This window comes from Marinobacter daqiaonensis (assembly GCF_900115285.1).
GTDB classification, from domain to species: domain Bacteria; phylum Pseudomonadota; class Gammaproteobacteria; order Pseudomonadales; family Oleiphilaceae; genus Marinobacter; species Marinobacter daqiaonensis.
This window is the reverse complement of sequence record NZ_FOYW01000001.1, coordinates 971,600-988,271: the sequence shown is the minus strand read 5'-3', so window position 1 is coordinate 988,271 and position 16,672 is coordinate 971,600. Positions and strand designations below refer to the sequence as shown.

General features: G+C 62.9%; 12 protein-coding genes. 6 read left to right on the top strand and 6 right to left on the bottom strand.

Annotated elements, in window-relative coordinates; all coding sequences use genetic code 11:
• Window positions 1-7 precede the first annotated feature (7 nt).
• Genes ccmE through ccmI form a run of 5 tightly spaced genes read left to right on the top strand, consistent with a single transcriptional unit; the run spans window position 8 to window position 4,901 of the window.
• Window positions 8-475: a cytochrome c maturation protein CcmE gene (gene ccmE / locus BM346_RS04550; protein WP_092009272.1), complete on the top strand. Its 468-nt coding sequence runs from the start codon at window positions 8-10 to the stop codon at window positions 473-475.
• A 42-nt stretch (window positions 476-517) separates the two neighbouring features.
• Window positions 518-2,524: a heme lyase CcmF/NrfE family subunit gene (locus BM346_RS04545; protein ID WP_092009270.1), complete on the top strand. Its 2,007-nt coding sequence runs from the start codon at window positions 518-520 to the stop codon at window positions 2,522-2,524.
• Entirely contained in the window at window positions 2,521-3,057 is a 537-nt protein-coding gene (locus tag BM346_RS04540) for a DsbE family thiol:disulfide interchange protein (protein WP_092009268.1), read from the top strand. Before BM346_RS04545 ends, BM346_RS04540 begins: the two co-directional genes overlap by 4 nt.
• The gene (locus BM346_RS04535; protein WP_092009266.1) at window positions 3,057-3,569 is read left to right on the top strand and encodes a cytochrome c-type biogenesis protein; all 513 of its coding nucleotides are present in this window, start codon (window positions 3,057-3,059) and stop codon (window positions 3,567-3,569) included. Before BM346_RS04540 ends, BM346_RS04535 begins: the two co-directional genes overlap by 1 nt.
• Before the next feature lie 39 nt (window positions 3,570-3,608).
• Window positions 3,609-4,901, top strand: a complete 1,293-nt coding sequence (ccmI, locus tag BM346_RS04530; protein ID WP_092009264.1) for a c-type cytochrome biogenesis protein CcmI — start codon at window positions 3,609-3,611, stop codon at window positions 4,899-4,901.
• 35 nt (window positions 4,902-4,936) lie between these two features.
• Here the strand turns inward: ccmI and BM346_RS04525 are convergent, their stop codons facing one another.
• The 6 genes from BM346_RS04525 to BM346_RS04500 are packed head-to-tail and all read right to left on the bottom strand — an operon-like array spanning window position 4,937 to window position 11,612.
• Entirely contained in the window at window positions 4,937-6,367 is a 1,431-nt protein-coding gene (locus BM346_RS04525) for a BatD family protein (RefSeq protein ID WP_167812641.1), read from the bottom strand.
• An 8-nt stretch (window positions 6,368-6,375) separates the two neighbouring features.
• Window positions 6,376-8,193, bottom strand: coding sequence for a VWA domain-containing protein (locus BM346_RS04520; RefSeq protein WP_092009260.1), 1,818 nt, complete (start codon window positions 8,191-8,193; stop codon window positions 6,376-6,378).
• Window positions 8,190-9,224 carry a vWA domain-containing protein gene (locus tag BM346_RS04515; protein ID WP_092009258.1) on the bottom strand — a complete coding sequence of 345 codons (1,035 nt, stop codon included), beginning with the start codon at window positions 9,222-9,224 and terminating at the stop codon, window positions 8,190-8,192. Before BM346_RS04515 ends, BM346_RS04520 begins: the two co-directional genes overlap by 4 nt.
• Window positions 9,218-9,676: a DUF4381 domain-containing protein gene (locus tag BM346_RS04510; protein WP_139229900.1), complete on the bottom strand. Its 459-nt coding sequence runs from the start codon at window positions 9,674-9,676 to the stop codon at window positions 9,218-9,220. The genes BM346_RS04515 and BM346_RS04510 overlap by 7 nt, the downstream gene beginning before the upstream one ends.
• Window positions 9,673-10,620, bottom strand: coding sequence for a DUF58 domain-containing protein (locus BM346_RS04505; RefSeq protein WP_227662899.1), 948 nt, complete (start codon window positions 10,618-10,620; stop codon window positions 9,673-9,675). Before BM346_RS04505 ends, BM346_RS04510 begins: the two co-directional genes overlap by 4 nt.
• A gap of 26 nt (window positions 10,621-10,646) precedes the next feature.
• Window positions 10,647-11,612 carry an AAA family ATPase gene (locus BM346_RS04500; RefSeq protein WP_092009256.1) on the bottom strand — a complete coding sequence of 322 codons (966 nt, stop codon included), beginning with the start codon at window positions 11,610-11,612 and terminating at the stop codon, window positions 10,647-10,649.
• Window positions 11,613-11,758: 146 nt separating this feature from the next.
• On the opposite strand from BM346_RS04500, the gene BM346_RS04495 reads away from it, so the two are divergent.
• Window positions 11,759-16,639: an NAD-glutamate dehydrogenase gene (locus BM346_RS04495; protein WP_092009255.1), complete on the top strand. Its 4,881-nt coding sequence runs from the start codon at window positions 11,759-11,761 to the stop codon at window positions 16,637-16,639.
• Window positions 16,640-16,672 lie beyond the last annotated feature (33 nt).

The following is a 16,672-nucleotide window of genomic DNA, read 5'->3' as shown; positions in this document are numbered from 1 at the left end:
ACCGATCATGAACCCGGCACGTAAACGAAAGCTGAGCATCATTCTTTTCCTGCTGGCAGGACTCGCCATAGCCGTTGGTCTGGCCACCTACGCTTTTCGCCAGAACATCAACCTGTTCTACGATCCCAGCCAGATCGCCGGGGGCGAGGCGCCGGTGGATGTCCGGATCCGGGCAGGTGGCATGGTGGAGGAAGGCTCGGTCAGGCGCGACCCGGACAGCCTGAAGGTGGAATTTCGCGTCACCGACTATGCCTCCTCGGTAACGGTCATGTACGAAGGCATACTTCCGGACCTGTTCGCCGAAGGGCAGGGGGTGGTGGCGACGGGGCATCTTAATGGCGAGGGTCGCTTCATGGCGGAACAGGTTCTTGCCAAGCACGATGAGCAGTACATGCCTCCGGAAGTGAGCAAGGCACTGGAAAAGGCGTCGGCCCGCGCCGAAGAGCAGGGTGCGAAAGAGTTGCCCAACTATTGATGGCTGATTGCCACTCTTAACTCACCCCGGAGGGAGAGATTCATGTTTCCGGAGTTCGGACAAGTTACGCTGATTCTGTCGCTGCTGCTGGCGATACTGCTGGCGGTGGTTCCGCTGGTGGGGTCACTGACCGGCCGAGACAGCCTCCAGGCTTTCGCCCGGCCCCTGGCCACCGGCCAGTTCGTGTTTGTAGCGATCGCCTTTGCGATTCTGACCCGGGCCTTCCTTATCGATGATTTCTCGGTGGCCTATGTGGCCAACAACAGCAACAGTCTGATGCCCTGGTACTACAAGTTCAGCGCGGTATGGGGCGGCCATGAGGGTTCCCTGCTGCTGTGGATTCTGATGCTTGCGGGCTGGACCCTGGCGGTGGCCATCTTCAGCCGCCGCCTGCCGTCTGTGATGGTTTCCCAGGTTCTCTCCGTGATGGGTATGGTGTCCATCGGCTTCCTGCTGTTCATCCTGCTTACCTCGAACCCGTTTGACCGGATCCTCCCCAATGTGCCGGCGGATGGGGCCGACCTTAATCCCCTGCTGCAGGACTTCGGCCTGATTGTCCATCCGCCTTTGCTGTACATGGGTTACGTGGGTTTCTCCGTGGCCTTTGCCTTCGCCATTGCCGCGTTGATCAATGGTCGCCTGGACGCGGCCTGGGCCCGCTGGTCACGGCCCTGGACGACCGTGGCCTGGGCGTTTCTGTCCCTGGGTATCGCCCTGGGCAGCTGGTGGGCCTACTACGAGCTTGGCTGGGGCGGCTGGTGGTTCTGGGACCCGGTGGAAAATGCCTCACTGTTGCCCTGGATCGCGGGCACCGCCCTGATGCACTCCCTGGCGGTGACGGAAAAGCGCGGCGTGTTCAAGAGCTGGACCGTGCTGCTGGCGATTCTGACCTTCTCCCTGAGTCTGCTGGGCGCATTTCTGGTTCGTTCCGGGGTCCTGACATCGGTGCACTCCTTCGCCGCCGACCCGACCCGGGGTGCTTTCCTGCTGGGGTTGCTGGCGATTACGGTAGTGGCCAGTCTCACCCTCTATGCCTTCAGGGCACCGGTCGTGCATACCCGGGTCCGCTTCGGCTCCCTGTCGCGGGAGGTATTCCTGCTGCTGAACAATGTTTTCCTGATGGCGGCCATGCTGCTGGTCCTGGTGGGCACGGTGTTTCCGCTGATCGCGAGTTACTACGAGTTGGGAGACGTGTCGGTGGGTGAGCCCTTTTTCAACCTGACCTTCAGTCCCCTGGCGGTTGCCGTGGGCCTGCTGCTGGGCGCCGGCATCTTTTCCCGCTGGAAGCGGACCGACGGTGGCTTCCTGGCCCGCAAACTGCTCTGGCCCGCTGCCGTCAGTCTGGTGGTCGCTGCGGCGGTCATGGTCGCCATGGGCGGTTTCAAACCCTGGGCGTTCGCCGGTGTACTGTCGGCTGCCTGGGTCGCGGTTGCGACCTTCCAGGATCTGTGGCTGAGGTCGGATTCCCGCCACGGCCGCTGGCACGGACTGAAACGTCAGTCGCGGAGTTTTTACGGGATGGTTCTGGGTCATCTCGGCCTGGCGATGGTGATCGCCGGTGCCAGCGTGGCAAGCAACTACGGGATCGAGCGCAATCTCAGGATGTCACCGGGTGACCAGACCGAGGTGGGCGGCTACGAGTTCCGGTTTGCCGGGGTGGGCGAGCGCCAGGGGGCCAACTTCACGGCGCAAGTCGGCCGTTTCGAGGTCACCCTTGACGGCAGGTACGTAACCACACTCTATCCGGAGCGCCGTCGTTACTTGGTTCAGGGCAACGTCATGACCGAGGCGGGGATCGACCCGGGGCTAATCAGGGACCTGTTCGTGGCGCTGGCCGAACCCGTGGGCGAGAATGGCTGGGCTGTGCGGGTCCAGTACAAGCCACTGGTTCGCTGGCTCTGGCTGGGCGCCCTGGTGATGGCCATCGGCGGATTCCTCGCGATTGCCGACCGTCGTTACCGTATCCGGGAGACCTCGGCGAGCCGCGTGAAGCAATCCCCTGAGAGCTCATCAAGTAGCACCGGCCGGCCCGCGGAGGCTGGCGCATGAGGCGGTTCCTGCTGTTCATACCGGTAATCCTCGCCATTGCTGTGGGCGTGTTTCTCGCCTCCGGCCTCGGCAAGGACCCCCAGGAGCTGGATTCGGCGCTGATCGGTAAACCGGTGCCGGTCTTCGAACTGTCCGATCTGAAGAATCCGGACCGGGCCCTGACACCGGAAGTATTCCAGGGCCAGGTATCGCTGCTGAATGTCTGGGCCACCTGGTGCCCGGCCTGTCGCGATGAGCACGACGACCTGATCTGGCTCGCGGAAGAAAAAGGCATCCCCATTATCGGACTCAACTACAAGGACAATCGTGACCAGGCGCTTGAGTGGCTGCAGGATCTGGGTGATCCCTACCAGCTCACGCTGTTCGATCCCAGGGGCCGCCTGGGGTTTGACCTGGGGGTGTACGGCGCTCCGGAAACCTACATCATCGACCAGCAGGGCATCGTCCGTTTCCGCCATGTCGGGGTGGTGGATGAAAAGGTCTGGGAAGAGGAACTGCAACCCCGCATCCGTCAGTACCGGGAGGAAGGCTGATGAATCCGCTGGCTGTACTGCTGTCGTTGCTGGTCTTCCTGCCCGGGGGGCTTATGGCCCAGCAACAGGACCGGGGCCAGAAGGAGACAACGGCCTCCTCTGGGATCGATATGTATCCGATGGAGTCCGCGGAGCGTCAGCGGGAGTTCTATGAGCTCCTCAACGAACTCCGCTGCCCCAAGTGTCAGAATCAGAATATTGCCGATTCCGACGCGCCCATTGCCAGCGACATGCGGGAGGAAGTGTACCGCATGATGCAGGAAGGCGCTGATGAAGACGAAGTGGTCAACGCCCTGGTGGCCCGGTTTGGCGAGTTTGTCCGTTACAAGCCGACCTTTGATCGCCGCACCGCTTTACTCTGGTTATTGCCGGCCATTGTCGTGCTGGTCGGCCTCATCGTGGTAATCGTTATAGTCCGCCGCTCGCAACGGGATGATGATTTTGGGCCGGCAGCATTGAGCGACGACGAACGCCGCAAGGCCGATGACCTGCTGCGCCGGGAATCCTCCTGATCCGCAACCCTACACCCGAACTGACCTTAAAGACGCCTTATGACAACCACCTTCTGGATCACCACGGCGGCGCTTGTTGCCCTGGCATTTCTGTTCGTTCTTTACCCCCTGTTCTTTGCCCGCCCTGAGCGAAGGATCAACTCGGATATCCGTAATCAGAACCTGCTGGCCTACCGTAGCCGGATGGCGGAGCTGGAGTCGGAATACGAACAGGGCATTCTGGACGAACAGAACTTCCGCATGCTCAAGGAAGAACTGGCCGGATCAATGCTGGATGATGTCGGCGACGAAAAACCCCTTGAGGTGACGGCGGATGAGCTCCGTCTGGACCACCGCCGCCGCAGTACCTGGGCGGTGGTGATCGTTGCGGCGCTTCTCCTGTCCCTGGGTTCGGTGGCCATGTACCAGCAGTGGGGGGCTCTTGACAGGGTTGAACAGTACCAGGCCATGCGGGATATCGAAGCCTCCGGTGGAGACCGGATGGCGCAGATGGAGCAGCTGACCTCACAGCTGGCCCAGCGTCTTGAGGCGCAGCCTGATAATCCGGACGGCTGGGCCATGCTGGGCCGCAGTTACATGCGCATGGAACGTTATCCCCAGGCCGCCCGTGCCTTTGAGCGCCTGGCGGAAGTGGTTGAAGAGGATAACGCCAGCGCCGTTGCCTGGGGACTGGCGGCGCAGGCCTGGTTCTTTCACAGCGAAGGCGCCATGACCGAACAGGTTACCGGCGCCATGAAGAAGGCCCGGGAGCTGAATCCCGACGAGGTGAATTCCCTGGGACTGCTGGGTATCCACGCCTTTGAACAGCGCAATTTCGAGGACGCGATCCGCTATTGGGAACGGATCATCGAGGTGGCGCCGGATCATCCCCAGCTGGCGTCGATTCGTCAGGGTGTTGCCCGGGCCTATGAGGCTCTCGGAATGGATGCTCCTGAAAACCTCCAGGCTTCCCCCTCAGCCCCGGAGGACCTGTCCGACAAGGGAGTGAACGTGCGGGTGGTACTGGATGAAGCCTTCCGGGGGCAGGTGCCTCCGGACACTACGGTCTTTGTGTACGCCCGGGACCCGGATACGCAATCCGCTCCGCTTGCGGTGGCCCGGGCCCGCGCCGGCGAGCTTCCTCTGGAATTGCGTTTGGATGATCGCTTGGCCATGGCGCCACAGTTTCGGATTTCCGGCGCCGACGAGGTCATTCTGGCGGCCCGCATCAGCCCATCCGGCTCCGCCATGCCACAGCCTGGCGATTACCAGGGTGTCCGCCAGGAGCCGGTGCCGGTGATCAGTGGCGACAGCGATCCGGTTGTACTGACCATCGACCAGCAACTGCGCTGATCCTCGTGCCCCGTCAGGGGCGTCGGGCAGGCCGTTCAGCCGGACCGACCACCAGGCTCTATGCCGGGCGGGTAAAGGCGGGGCAGGCGATGGCCCGGGGCGGAACCGGTATCGGTACGCTGTGGCTGTCCGCGCCGGTGGCGAAGATGCCTCAGCAGTTTTTCGGGGTCTGGCCTGTCGGCGCTGCCCCCTCTAAAGAGATGCTCCTGCCAGCGAACGACTTCCTGGCTCAGCTCAGGGGAGTCCAGCTCAGCAAGGGCATCGCCGGTCGTGGTGCATCGCCGGCCCGTCACGGCCGCGGTCCAGCGGGGTAGCAGAGTGAAAAATTCCGGGTCCAGACTCTTCGCGGCCTCCTCAAGGCGTTTGAACAGGGGTCTTTCGCCGTTCACAGGGCGGTTATCGGCCAGGTCCGCTTTTGCCCCGGCATGCCTGCGGGCATGAAACCACCAGGCCAGGGCGGTAGCGCTCCAGCCTGCGGCCAGGACGGCCAGGGCCGCATACCAGCCCCATTTCATGCCCCCTCCGACCAGCTCATCCGATGGATTTGAGCCGATTGCCTGCTCTTTTGCCTGCAATACCTCCGGCTTCCCCTCCCGTGATCCCGGTGGGGTTGCCGGATCGCCTGCCACCATCAGGGTCCGGGCCGGAAGCACCGCCACTTTCTCGCGGTCTTCGGTGACATCCCACCAGGGAATACGCATGGCCGGCAACTGCACTTCTCCGGCCTGTCCGGGCACCGGAACCAGGGCCACTGTCTGCTCCAGGATCGCGGTCATGCCATCGGGACCAATGCTGGCCTGGCGATTCGCCGGTTCAGGGTAGCTGCGCAGGGCATCCGGATACTGGTGTTCAAGAGGTGGCAGCACCGATGCCGGCAGACCCTCCGCGCGCAGTTTCAGGGTGCGGGTCAGGTTCTCTCCGGGCCGGGCCGCCTGACCCGGATCAACGCCTTCGTCCGAGAGGGTAAGGGCCTGGGCGGGAAGCCAGGTGCCGCCACTGAATCCGGCGGGAATATCCCGCACATGGATTTCGAACAGGGTAGCGGAGTCGGAAAGCCGGTAGACATGGCCCCGGTCGTGACGCGCGAGGCCCTCGAACTCGATGGTTGGCAACTGGAACGGACCCGGAGACTGGGGAAAGATCGCATATCGACGCTCCACCACCCGATAATCGGTGCCATTACGGCGTTCGCGGTACTGGCGTTGCTCGCCGGCCTCCTCAATAACCGCATCCGGGTGTTCGGGCCGTGACAATTCGCCACGGACAATATTGTCGCTGTAGAACAGCCTGACAGTAACCAGAAGCTGCTGCTGAACGTAGACCTGATCGTCGCTGGCTGCCAGCTCGATATGGGTCTCACGGGGATCCTGGGCACCTGCCAGGGCGGGGAGGAGGGCGAGCATTCCCAGCAGCAAAAGGCGCCCGGCCCGGCGGTAAAGCCTGCTGGCGGGGGTTGGGTTGTCCATTGCCGGGTTTACCATGGTGTATCGCCCTCATCCGGTGGCAGGTTACGACTTCGGGATTGCTGCAGGAACTTGCGTTTGAGCAGGCCCCCGGGATCGTCCGGGATTCGCCTGAGCCATTGTTCCTGGGATTGGGACAGGGCGTCCGGCCCGGTTGGCGCGGGGGCCGGGCCATTGGTCTGATCACGGTCACTTTGAGATCGCGGCGTGGTCTCTCGGCCGGATCCTCTCGCGCTCTCGCTTTCCTCCGGCAATGGCGATGCCGCCTGACCGGGCTGCGCTGGATCCGGCTCACCGGAGCTGCCACCGGTTTCATCCCGCGCCGGGGGGCCGTTTTCCCCGGAAGCCGGGGATCCGCTGTCCTGATTCTGGTCAGCGCCCTGCTGGTCGCCACCGGATGCGCCGGACTGCTGACCCTGATCCTGTTGTCCCGACTGCGAAGGGTCGCCGGATGAGTCTGCATCCTGCTGCTGATCCAGAAAACGGCTGACCAGCTCATGGTTGTGTCGGGCGGGGGCATGATTCGGGTCTTTTGCCAGTGCCTGCTGCCAGGCTTCAAGTGCGGCCTGTGGTTTGCCGGCATGGGCAAGGGCGTTGCCCCGGTTATAGTGGGCATCCGCCGTTGACCCCTGACCGAAGGCCTCAGCCGCGTTTTCGTACTGGCCATTGCGGAACAGTGCCAGCCCCCGCCACTGGGGGTCATCGAGCTTGCGGGCAGCCCTGGCGGGATCATCACGGATCAGGTCCGGCGCGCGCTGTTCCGGGGTCTGCCAGAGATCCTCCCATTGCAGCGCCTGTGTCGTGGTCGGTGGCAGCCAGAGCAGGCCGGACGTCACGGTGATCAGGACACCCCGGCGCCAGCCAAGCAATGCCAGGGGGACGGCCAGCCACAGCAACCAGTAGCCATCATCCTGGCGACGCTCGGTGGTGCGCTCGTCCCGACCTTCCCGCCAGTCGCCCTGATCGGTCGCCCGCAGGCCAAGCCGTGCAATATCCTCATCGGAGGTGGTCATTGCCAGTGCTTCGCCGCCGGCCTGCCGGGCAAGGACGGCCAGTTCATTCATGCTGGCCCGGCTGATCACCACCTCATCCCCATCCCGGATAAATCCCGAACGGGGGATGGGAATGGGGCTGCCGCCGGGGGTGCCCACCAGCAATCCGTCCAGTTGCCAGGGCGACTCCGCCAGCTGCTCCGCAATGGCCCGGCGGTATCGCTCGCCGATGCCATCGGTGATCAGCAGGATCCGTCCACGACCGCCGGTGCCCCGTTCCAGAAGGTCGATGGCCCGGGCCACCCCCATATCGGCCCGGTTGCCGGTGGCGGGCATGATCAGGGGATCGAGTGCTGTAAGCAGACCCTCGATGGTGCGCCGGTCGTCAGTGAGCGGAGTGACCACGTGGCCATCGCCGGCGTAGACCACAAGACCGGTAAAGGCGCCCTCCCGGGTGGCGAGAAGATCACGGATCTTGCGAATGGCACGGGTGCTGCGGTCAGGCTCGACATCGGTGGCAAGCATCGAGAGCGACTGGTCCAGCACCACCACCAGGGCATCATCCTGCTGGTTAAGGGGGGCTGGCGCCGTGCGGAAAGAGGGCCCGGCGAGTGCCAGGGCCCCCAGTGCCAGCAGCAATGGCGGAATCAGCCGGTTACGCCGGTGGTGCTGGCCTTTACCGCTTCTTTCAGGAAGCAGGGGCCGCAGCAGCGCCGGCGGGATGATCCGCTGCCAGGCACTGGTGCCGGGTGATCGGCGGCGCTGCACCAGCACGATCACCGGCACCACCAGCAGAAGTAACAGCCAGAACGGACGCAGGAACAGGAAGTCGGTCATTCGGGGCCCCCGTTGCCCGGGTATCGCGCGGTGGGCCAGCGGGGCAGGCCATGGGAGAGCAGAAACCCGCCCACCCAGAGGAGCGCAGCCAGGGCCCCCGGCCAGGCGTAAAGTTCGGTGGTCGGCCGCCAGGGCTTGCTCTCCAGCTCCAGTGGCTCAAGGCGATCGATCTCCTGGTAGACGCCCTGCAGTTCCTCCAGGTTCCGGGCCCGGAAGTACTGGCCACCCGTAGTCAGCGCAATCTCGGTCAGCAGGCCTTCGTCCAGATCTCGGGAAGGGTTGACCTGGCGGCTGCCGAACAGGCCACGCTGACGACCGGTTTCGGCGCCAATGCCAATGGTATGGATGCGTACCCCGGCGTCCGCGGCGATTTCGGTGGCCTTTTGCGGGGTCAGGCTGCCGGCGGTATTGGCGCCGTCGGTAAGCAGCACCAGAACCCGGTGCTGCTGGGGGCGCTCCCTCAGCCGTTTAACAGCCAGGCCGATGGCATCGCCGATGGCGGTGGCTCGCCCGGCCATACCCAGACCCGCTTCCAGCAGCAATGTCCGAAGGGTGGTGTGATCGAAGGTCAGGGGCGCCTGGATATAGGGTTGGGAACCGAACAGTAGCAGGCCCAGGCGGTCACCCTGACGTTCACGGATGAACTCGTCCAGCACCACCTTAAGGGCCTCGAGCCGGTTCAGGGCGCGGCCCTGGAGTACCATGTCCCGCTCTTCCATGCTCGGCGAAATGTCCACCGCCAGCATCAGATCCCTTCCACTCACCGGCAGCGTGGTGGCTTCACCGACATGCTGGGGGCGGGCCAGCGCGACCACCAGTAACAGCCAGGCCAGTACCAGCAGCCACGTCTGCCAGGGTTTCTTTCGCCCTCCCTGCTGTCTTACCCCAGGCATACCCATAAGTCGTCCCTGGAACGGGAGCATCGGTGCCGGGCTCCGGGTTGCCGGACCCGGTGCGGGCGGTCGCAGCCATCTCAGCAGCCATGGCAGGGGCAAGAGGGCAAGCAGCCAGGGCCAGGCAAGAGTTACCATGCCTGCCTCCGTATCCAGCCGGCGGTCATGTCGATGGCCTGTCTCGGCTCCAGAGCAGGGTGCGGGCGGTAGCTGGCTTCCACCAGCTGCTGCCAGGGCTGCCCCGGGGCACCGGAGGTGGTTGCCAGAAAGTGGCTCCACTGGGCGCCCGTGAGACTGGCCGGATTCCGGTGGGGGTACCGGGCCAGGGCGGTTTCCTTGAGCAGGCGGTTCAGCCCGGCATACCATTCCGGGTCCGCGGATACCGGCACCGGATAACGCCTGAGTCGCGCAAGCGCCTCCCGTCCGGGTGCGTGCCTGCGACGACGCCTGAGCCACCAGAACGCCAGGGCGGTGGCCAGGAGCAGCAGCGCGGCCGCCAGCAGCCACCAGCCGGGTGCGGGGGGCCACCAGGGTGCCGGGGGTGGCGGCCGGACATCCTTGAGCTGGTCCAGAACCTCCGGGGGGATCACAGCAGGCGTCCTCCCGTGGAGGTCAGTCCATGCATCAGCGAAATGGGATCTTCGCCGGTTGCCAGCTCCAGTTGGTCCACCCCCGTTTCCCGGAACAGCCGGGCAAGAGCCTGGCGATGGGCCGCAGCACTCTCCCGCCAGGCCCGCTGCAGGCTGCGGTCGTCGCCATCGAACCAGAGCGTGCCTGCGGGCCCGGCAACGGCATAGTCTCCACGGCCGGGCAGGTGGTCGTCCAGGGGGTCGGAAATCACGACAGCGGTCACCTGGTTGTGCTGGGCGAGAGCCGACAGCAGCGGTCGGGATCCGTTGGAGGCGCCCCTGAAGTCACTGATAATGAACACGCGGCTGCCGGTATGGGCGATACGACGGACTTCCGTCAGGGCCTGATCCAGGGCCCCGGCGGAATTCGCCAGCTCGGGGTCCGGTCGGTGACGCTGCTGCGTGGCGAAGGCGTCCAGCAACTGCAGGACCGTGTGGCGTCGCCGGGACGGTCGGATGATCCGGGTGTCCGGACCGCCGAATACGATTCCACCGGCCTGATCGCCGGAACCGTGGGCGACCCAGGCGAGCAGGGCCGCGAGTTCCGCGCAGCGAACCTGTTTGTAGGAGCCCTCGCTGGCAAAGAACAGCGAAGGCCCCAGATCACCGAGGATCAATACAGGGCGTTCCCGCTCCTCCTCGTAAACCCTGGTATGGGGCTCCTGCCTTCTGGCCGTCACCCGCCAGTCAATACGCCGGATATCGTCTCCCCCCTGATAGGGGCGAACCTCAGCCAGCGACATGCCCCTGCCCCTCAGGACTGACATGTGACCGCCGCGGCGACGGTTCAGCGCCCGCCTCGCCGAGGGCAGCTGCAGGGACCTTGCCCGGGCCCGAAGCATCAGCAGATCACTGAGGTTTACGGCGACCCGGTGGGTGGGATTGGTCATACGGTCGGGGGTCATAGCAGGGCCTCGGCCATGGTCACAGCTTAAGCGGTTACCGGAACCCGTTCGAGGAGCCGATGGACCACCTCATCCGTGGTGATTCCAGCCGCTTCCGCCTCAAAGGTAAGGATCAGCCGGTGCCGGAGAACGTCCGGCGCGATGGCTCTGACATCGTCGGGGGTGACATAGTCACGGCCATCCAGCCAGGCCAGCGCCCGGGCGCAACGATCAAGGGCAATGGTGCCGCGGGGGCTCGCCCCGAAAGAGAGCCAGCGGGCCAGCTCATCGTCAAGCGCTTCCGGCTGGCGGGTGGCCAGCACCAGGGCCACCAGGTAATCCTCCACCGAATCCGCCATGAAGACATCGGCAATGGCCTGGCGGGCAGCCATAACCTGCTCCGCGGTCACCGGACTGGCAGCCCCCGCCCCTCCCTGTTGGGCCTGTTGTCTTGCCAGGTGAAGAATCCGCCGTTCGGCGGAGCGCTCCGGGTAGCCGATTACCACGTGCATCAGGAACCGGTCCAGCTGCGCTTCCGGCAGCGGGTAGGTGCCCTCCTGCTCAATGGGGTTCTGGGTTGCCATCACCATGAACGGCGAGGGCAGGGGGAAGGTCCGCATCCCCACGCTCACCTGGCGCTCCCCCATGGCTTCCAGCAGGGCGGACTGGACCTTGGCGGGTGCCCGGTTGATTTCGTCCGCCAGTACGAGGTTATGGAACACCGGGCCCGGCTGGAACTCGAACTGGCCGGTTTCCGGGCGATAGATCTCACTGCCGGTGACATCGGAGGGTAACAGGTCCGGGGTGAACTGGATGCGGTGAAAGTCGCCGCTGAGGTTGTCGGCCAGGGCCTTGATGGCTGTCGTCTTGGCGAGACCGGGCGCTCCCTCCACCAGCAGGTGGCCGTCCGCGAGCAGGGCAATCATCAATCGCTCGACCAGGGTTTGCTGGCCAATGATGCGTTGCGAGAGCTGCTGCTTGAGCTCACCGAAGATCTGTTGCAGGGACGACATGGGGTGGAGACTCCGATCTCGATTAAACGTAGGAAATTTTTTTGAATTTACCGCAAATTATCAAGGGTTTGACTATGCTGGAGTTACCATTCGTTCACATCTGTGCCTGACCGGGTCTGCAGGCACTCGAAAACCAGAGGTGATTGATGAATACCCTGACCGTCAGCAGCAAGGATCAGTTCCTGGAGCAGCTCGATGAGGAGTTCCATCGCAAGCTGTCGAAAAAGGAAGCCGAGCGGATCAGTTCTTTCGCACGCCAGCATCTTATCCACCTGCCCCTGGATGAAATCCTGAGCCGGGATTTCCAGGATACCTACGGGGCGGTGCTGGCGGCCTGGAATTTCCTCCAGAAACGTCCCCCGGAGACCAGTCCGGTCTCGGTATTCAATCCGGATCTGGAAAGTGACGGCTGGCAATCCACTCACACCGTCGTCTTCATCCTCCATCCCAATATTCCGTTCCTGATCGATTCTGTGCGGATGGCAATCAACCAGCGACATATCGATACCCACACCATACACCACTCGATCCTGGCGGTGGAGCGGGACGACAAGGGTCAGCTGAAAAAACTCCTGGACTCCGGTCCCGAGGCCGATGAGGCGCCCAATGAGACCCTCATAGTGCTGGAGATTGACCGTCACAGTGATCAGTCGGAGCTGGCCTCTCTCGAGAACCTTCTGCAGGACGTGCTCCATGAAGTCAGGATCGTGGTTTCCGACTACGAGGCCATGAAACACAAGGCCGAGGAAATCGCCCGGAATCTTGAAGACTCACCGGCCGATGTCTCATCCGATGAGCTGGAGGAAGCCCGGGCCTTTGTCGACTGGCTCGCGGATGATCACTTCACGTTCCTCGGCTACGATGAGTACGACTTCGTCAGCGATACCAAGGGCACAAACGTCTGCCGCGTGCCGGAGTCCGAGCTGGGTATTCTTCGTGTCAATAACGAGCGCAGCGACAAAGTCGCCCTGCGGAAAATGCCCCGCCGAACCCGCCGCGAGATGACGCGCACCGATGGATTGTTCATTTTTGCCAAGTCGGCGCAGCGTTCCCGGGTTCATCGGCCCGCCTATCCGGACTACATTGCTGTCAAGAAGTTCAACAATCAGGGTGAGGTGGTGGGGGAATGCCGCTTCCTCGGGCTGTATACGTCCCGGGCCTACAGCGGGCGCCCGGAGGACATTCCCCTGCTGCGGGAGAAGGTGCGGGAAGTCCTGGAGCTTTCGGGCTTCATGAGGGATGACTACGCCGGCAAGGAGCTGGACCAGATCCTCACCGTCTACCCCCGGGACGAGCTGTTCCAGATCGAGGTTGAAGAGCTGTACCACATTGCCCTGGATATTCTCTACATCCAGGAGCGCCGTCAGATACGCCTGTTCATGCGGGAGGATGTCTACGGCCAGTTTGTCACCTGCCTGGCGTTCTTTCCCCGGGACATCTACAACACCGAGCTGCGGCTCAAGGTGGAAAGAGTCTTGTGCGAACGGCTGCAGGCCGAGGATATAAGTTTTGTTACACATTTTTCCGAGTCGGTCCTGGCCCGGGTCCAGTTCACCATACGGGTGCCCCAGGCGGGCAGCCGCCGGTTGCCGGTTAAGGAGATCCAGGAGGAAGTGATCGAACTGGCCCGGTCCTGGCGGGACGGGCTGGCGTCTGCCCTCCACGAAACCTGGGGCGAGGAGCGGGGCAACGAGCTGCTGCGCCGCTACGAATCCGCATTTCCCGCCAGCTACCAGGACATGTTCTCCCCCCGGCGGGCGGCGATCGATCTGGAGCACATCACCGCCGTGGCGGACGGTCAGCCCCTGGCCATGAGCTTCTATCGTGCCCTGGAGGAAGAGGAGCACACGCTTCATTTCAAGCTGTTCAATCCGGGCGGACAACTGCCGCTGTCGGATGTCATGCCCATCTTCGAGAATCTGGGCTTCCGGGTGATTGGGGAGCATCCTTTTGAGATCGTCGACGAGGACGAGTGCAGTGTCTGGATCCACGATTTCTCCCTGCAGACCCGGACCGGGGAAGTGGTCGATCTTCATCGGATAAGACCGATTTTCGAGGAACTGTTCCACCGGGTCTGGTTCGGGGAAGCGGAGAATGATTCCTTTAACCGGCTGCTGCTGCACGCCTACCTGGGCTGGCGGGAAATTGCCATTCTTCGCACCTATGCCCGCTATATGCGCCAGATCCGTTTTTCCAACAGCCAGTCGTTCATCGCCAATACCCTGGTCAGCCACGTGGCGCTCAGCGCTCAGCTGCTGGAGATCTTCGATGTCCGCTTCAATCCCCAGCGATACCAGAGCGCGAACAAGACAGAGGCCTCCCAGCAGAAGCTGGATCTCGAGTTCCACGCCGGACTGGAGGAAGTGGAAAACCTCAGCGAGGACCGTGTGCTGAGGCTCTACCTGGAACTGATCCAGTCCACCCTAAGGACCAATTACTACCAGTGTGATGCTGATGGCCAGCCCAAGTCCTATATCAGTGTGAAACTGGATCCTTCGGGCATTCCGGATATGCCGCTGCCGCTTCCCATGTTCGAAATCTTTGTCTATTCGCCCAGGGTCGAGGGCGTTCACCTGCGGGGTGGCAAGGTGGCCCGCGGCGGTCTGCGCTGGTCGGACCGTTTCGAGGATTACCGCACCGAGATACTGGGACTGGTCAAGGCACAGCAGGTAAAGAACGCGGTCATCGTGCCGGTAGGTGCGAAGGGTGGGTTCGTCGCCAAGAAACTGCCGGATCCCTCCGACCGGGATGCCTTCCAGAAGGGAGGCATCAAGGCCTACAAGACCTTTATCCGGGGCCTGCTGGATATCACCGACAATCTCGTGGACGACGAGATCCGACCGCCCCGGGATGTCGTCCGTCACGATGGTGACGACCATTATCTGGTGGTGGCGGCAGACAAGGGCACGGCCACTTTCTCCGATATCGCCAATGCCCTGGCTGCCGAATACGGTTTCTGGATGGGCGACGCCTTTGCCTCGGGGGGCAGCCAGGGGTACGACCACAAGAAGATGGGCATCACCGCGAGAGGTGCCTGGGTGTCCGTTGAACGGCATTTCCGGGAACTGGGTATCAATCCGGCGGAGCAGACCTTCAGCGTAATCGGAATCGGCGACATGGGAGGAGACGTCTTCGGTAACGGCCTGCTTCGCTCAGACAAGGCCCGCCTGGTGGCTGCCTTCAACCACCTGCATATCTTTATCGACCCGGATCCGGACCCCGGCAGAAGTTTTGCGGAGCGCCAGCGCCTGTTCGATCTGCCCCGTTCAAGCTGGACTGACTATGACGAGTCGCTGATCTCCGAAGGGGGCGGGGTGTTCAGTCGCAGCGCCAAGTCGATCACGGTCAGTCCCCAGATGAAGAAACTGCTGGGCATCAAGTCTGATCGGGTGCCACCCAACATGCTGGTCACCCATATCCTCAGGGCCCAGGCCGACCTGCTGTGGTTCGGCGGTATCGGAACCTACGTCAAGTCCGCCAGAGAGTCTCATTCCGATGTGGGCGACAAGGCCAACGACAGCGTGCGCATCAATGGTGAGGATCTGCGCTGCCGCGTGGTGGGCGAGGGTGCCAACCTGGGCATGACCCAGCTTGGCCGTATCGAATACGCCCTTAACAGTGGCTGCCTGAATACGGACTTCATTGATAATTCCGGTGGCGTGGATTGCTCCGACCACGAAGTGAACATGAAGATCCTCCTCAATCGGGTGGTTGCGTCTGGCGATCTGACCGAGAAGCAGCGTAACCGCATGCTTGAGGAAATGACCGACGAGGTCGCGCAGCTGGTTCTTACCAATAACTACCGCCAGACCCAGGCCCTGAGCGTGGCGAACGCCGAGGCGGCTACGCGACTGGAAGAATACCGCCGCCTCATCAACAGCATGGAAGCCGAAGGCAAGCTTAACCGGGAGCTGGAATACCTTCCCGGCGATGAAGTCCTGGAGGAGCGCAAGGCCAGGGGACAGGGCCTGACACGCCCCGAATTGTCGGTTTTGATCTCTTATGTCAAGGGTGACCTGAAACAGATTCTGGTGGCCAGCGACCTGCCGGATGACCCGCTTCTGGTATCGGAAATGCTGAAGGTGTTTCCCACCCCCCTGGTGGAAAAGTTTCCCCGGGAACTGGAAGCCCACCAGTTGCGCAGGGAAATCATTGCGACCCAGATTGCCAACGACATGATCAACCACATGGGCATCACCTTTGTCGACCGGCTCAGCCATTCCACCGGCGCCAGTGCGGCCGAGATTGCCCTGGGCTGGATCATTGCACGGGACGTGTTCCAACTTGAGGTCTGGTGGGAGAAGATCGAGTCGCTCGATTTCCAGGTACCCGCGCAACTCCAGATTCGCCTGATGAACGAGCTTATGAGGCTTATACGCCGGGCGGTACGCTGGCTGTTGCGGAACCGTCGGAGTGAGCTGAACATCGAGACCCACCTGGGACGGTTTACCGACGGCATTTCAAGGATTTCCGGCAACCTGGTGGATTACCTTGGTGCTGGTGCGGAAAAAGAGTGGCGGGCCCAGTATACCGAGCTGGAGAAGAAGGGTGCTCCATCCGACCTGGCAGCCATGATTTCGGGCAGTGCCTACCTCTATGCGGCCCTCGGCATCATCGAGGCCCACGAGACCGTTGGTGTTTCGCTCAATACGGTGGCCAGTCTGTACTACACCCTGGGTGAGCGACTGGACCTGGACTGGTTTGCCCGGGCCATCGCCGATCTGAAACCACAGTCCCACTGGCAGGCGCTGGCCCGTGAAAGCTTCAGGGAGGATCTGGACTGGCAGCAGCGCGCTCTCACCGTCGGCGTCCTGCGCATGACCGATGATCACAGTCAGGTGAAGGCCTGTGTGGACGCCTGGATGGAACAGCATCAGGTCCTTGTCGGAAGGTGGAAGGAGATGCTGGCGGAACTCAAAGCCGTACGTCAGCCGGAGTACGCCATGTTCTCGGTGGCGCTGCGGGAGTTGCTCGACCTGGCCCAGAGTACAAAGCATGCTCCGGTCACGATCGAGCAGGAAGCCTGAGAGCATGATTCTCCGGGGGGCGGTCCCGCCCCC

Excerpts from the sequence above, each read along its gene's own strand:
- ccmE (WP_092009272.1), top strand. The coding sequence starts at position 8 with ATGAACCCGGCACGTAAACGAAAGCTGAGCATCATTCTTTTCCTGCTG.
- BM346_RS04545 (WP_092009270.1), top strand. The coding sequence starts at position 518 with ATGTTTCCGGAGTTCGGACAAGTTACGCTGATTCTGTCGCTGCTGCTG.
- BM346_RS04540 (WP_092009268.1), top strand. The coding sequence starts at position 2,521 with ATGAGGCGGTTCCTGCTGTTCATACCGGTAATCCTCGCCATTGCTGTG.
- BM346_RS04535 (WP_092009266.1), top strand. The coding sequence starts at position 3,057 with ATGAATCCGCTGGCTGTACTGCTGTCGTTGCTGGTCTTCCTGCCCGGG.
- ccmI (WP_092009264.1), top strand. The coding sequence starts at position 3,609 with ATGACAACCACCTTCTGGATCACCACGGCGGCGCTTGTTGCCCTGGCA.
- BM346_RS04525 (WP_167812641.1), bottom strand. The coding sequence starts at position 6,367 with ATGGACAACCCAACCCCCGCCAGCAGGCTTTACCGCCGGGCCGGGCGC.
- BM346_RS04520 (WP_092009260.1), bottom strand. The coding sequence starts at position 8,193 with ATGACCGACTTCCTGTTCCTGCGTCCGTTCTGGCTGTTACTTCTGCTG.
- BM346_RS04515 (WP_092009258.1), bottom strand. The coding sequence starts at position 9,224 with ATGGTAACTCTTGCCTGGCCCTGGCTGCTTGCCCTCTTGCCCCTGCCA.
- BM346_RS04505 (WP_227662899.1), bottom strand. The coding sequence starts at position 10,620 with ATGACCCCCGACCGTATGACCAATCCCACCCACCGGGTCGCCGTAAAC.
- BM346_RS04500 (WP_092009256.1), bottom strand. The coding sequence starts at position 11,612 with ATGTCGTCCCTGCAACAGATCTTCGGTGAGCTCAAGCAGCAGCTCTCG.
- BM346_RS04495 (WP_092009255.1), top strand. The coding sequence starts at position 11,759 with ATGAATACCCTGACCGTCAGCAGCAAGGATCAGTTCCTGGAGCAGCTC.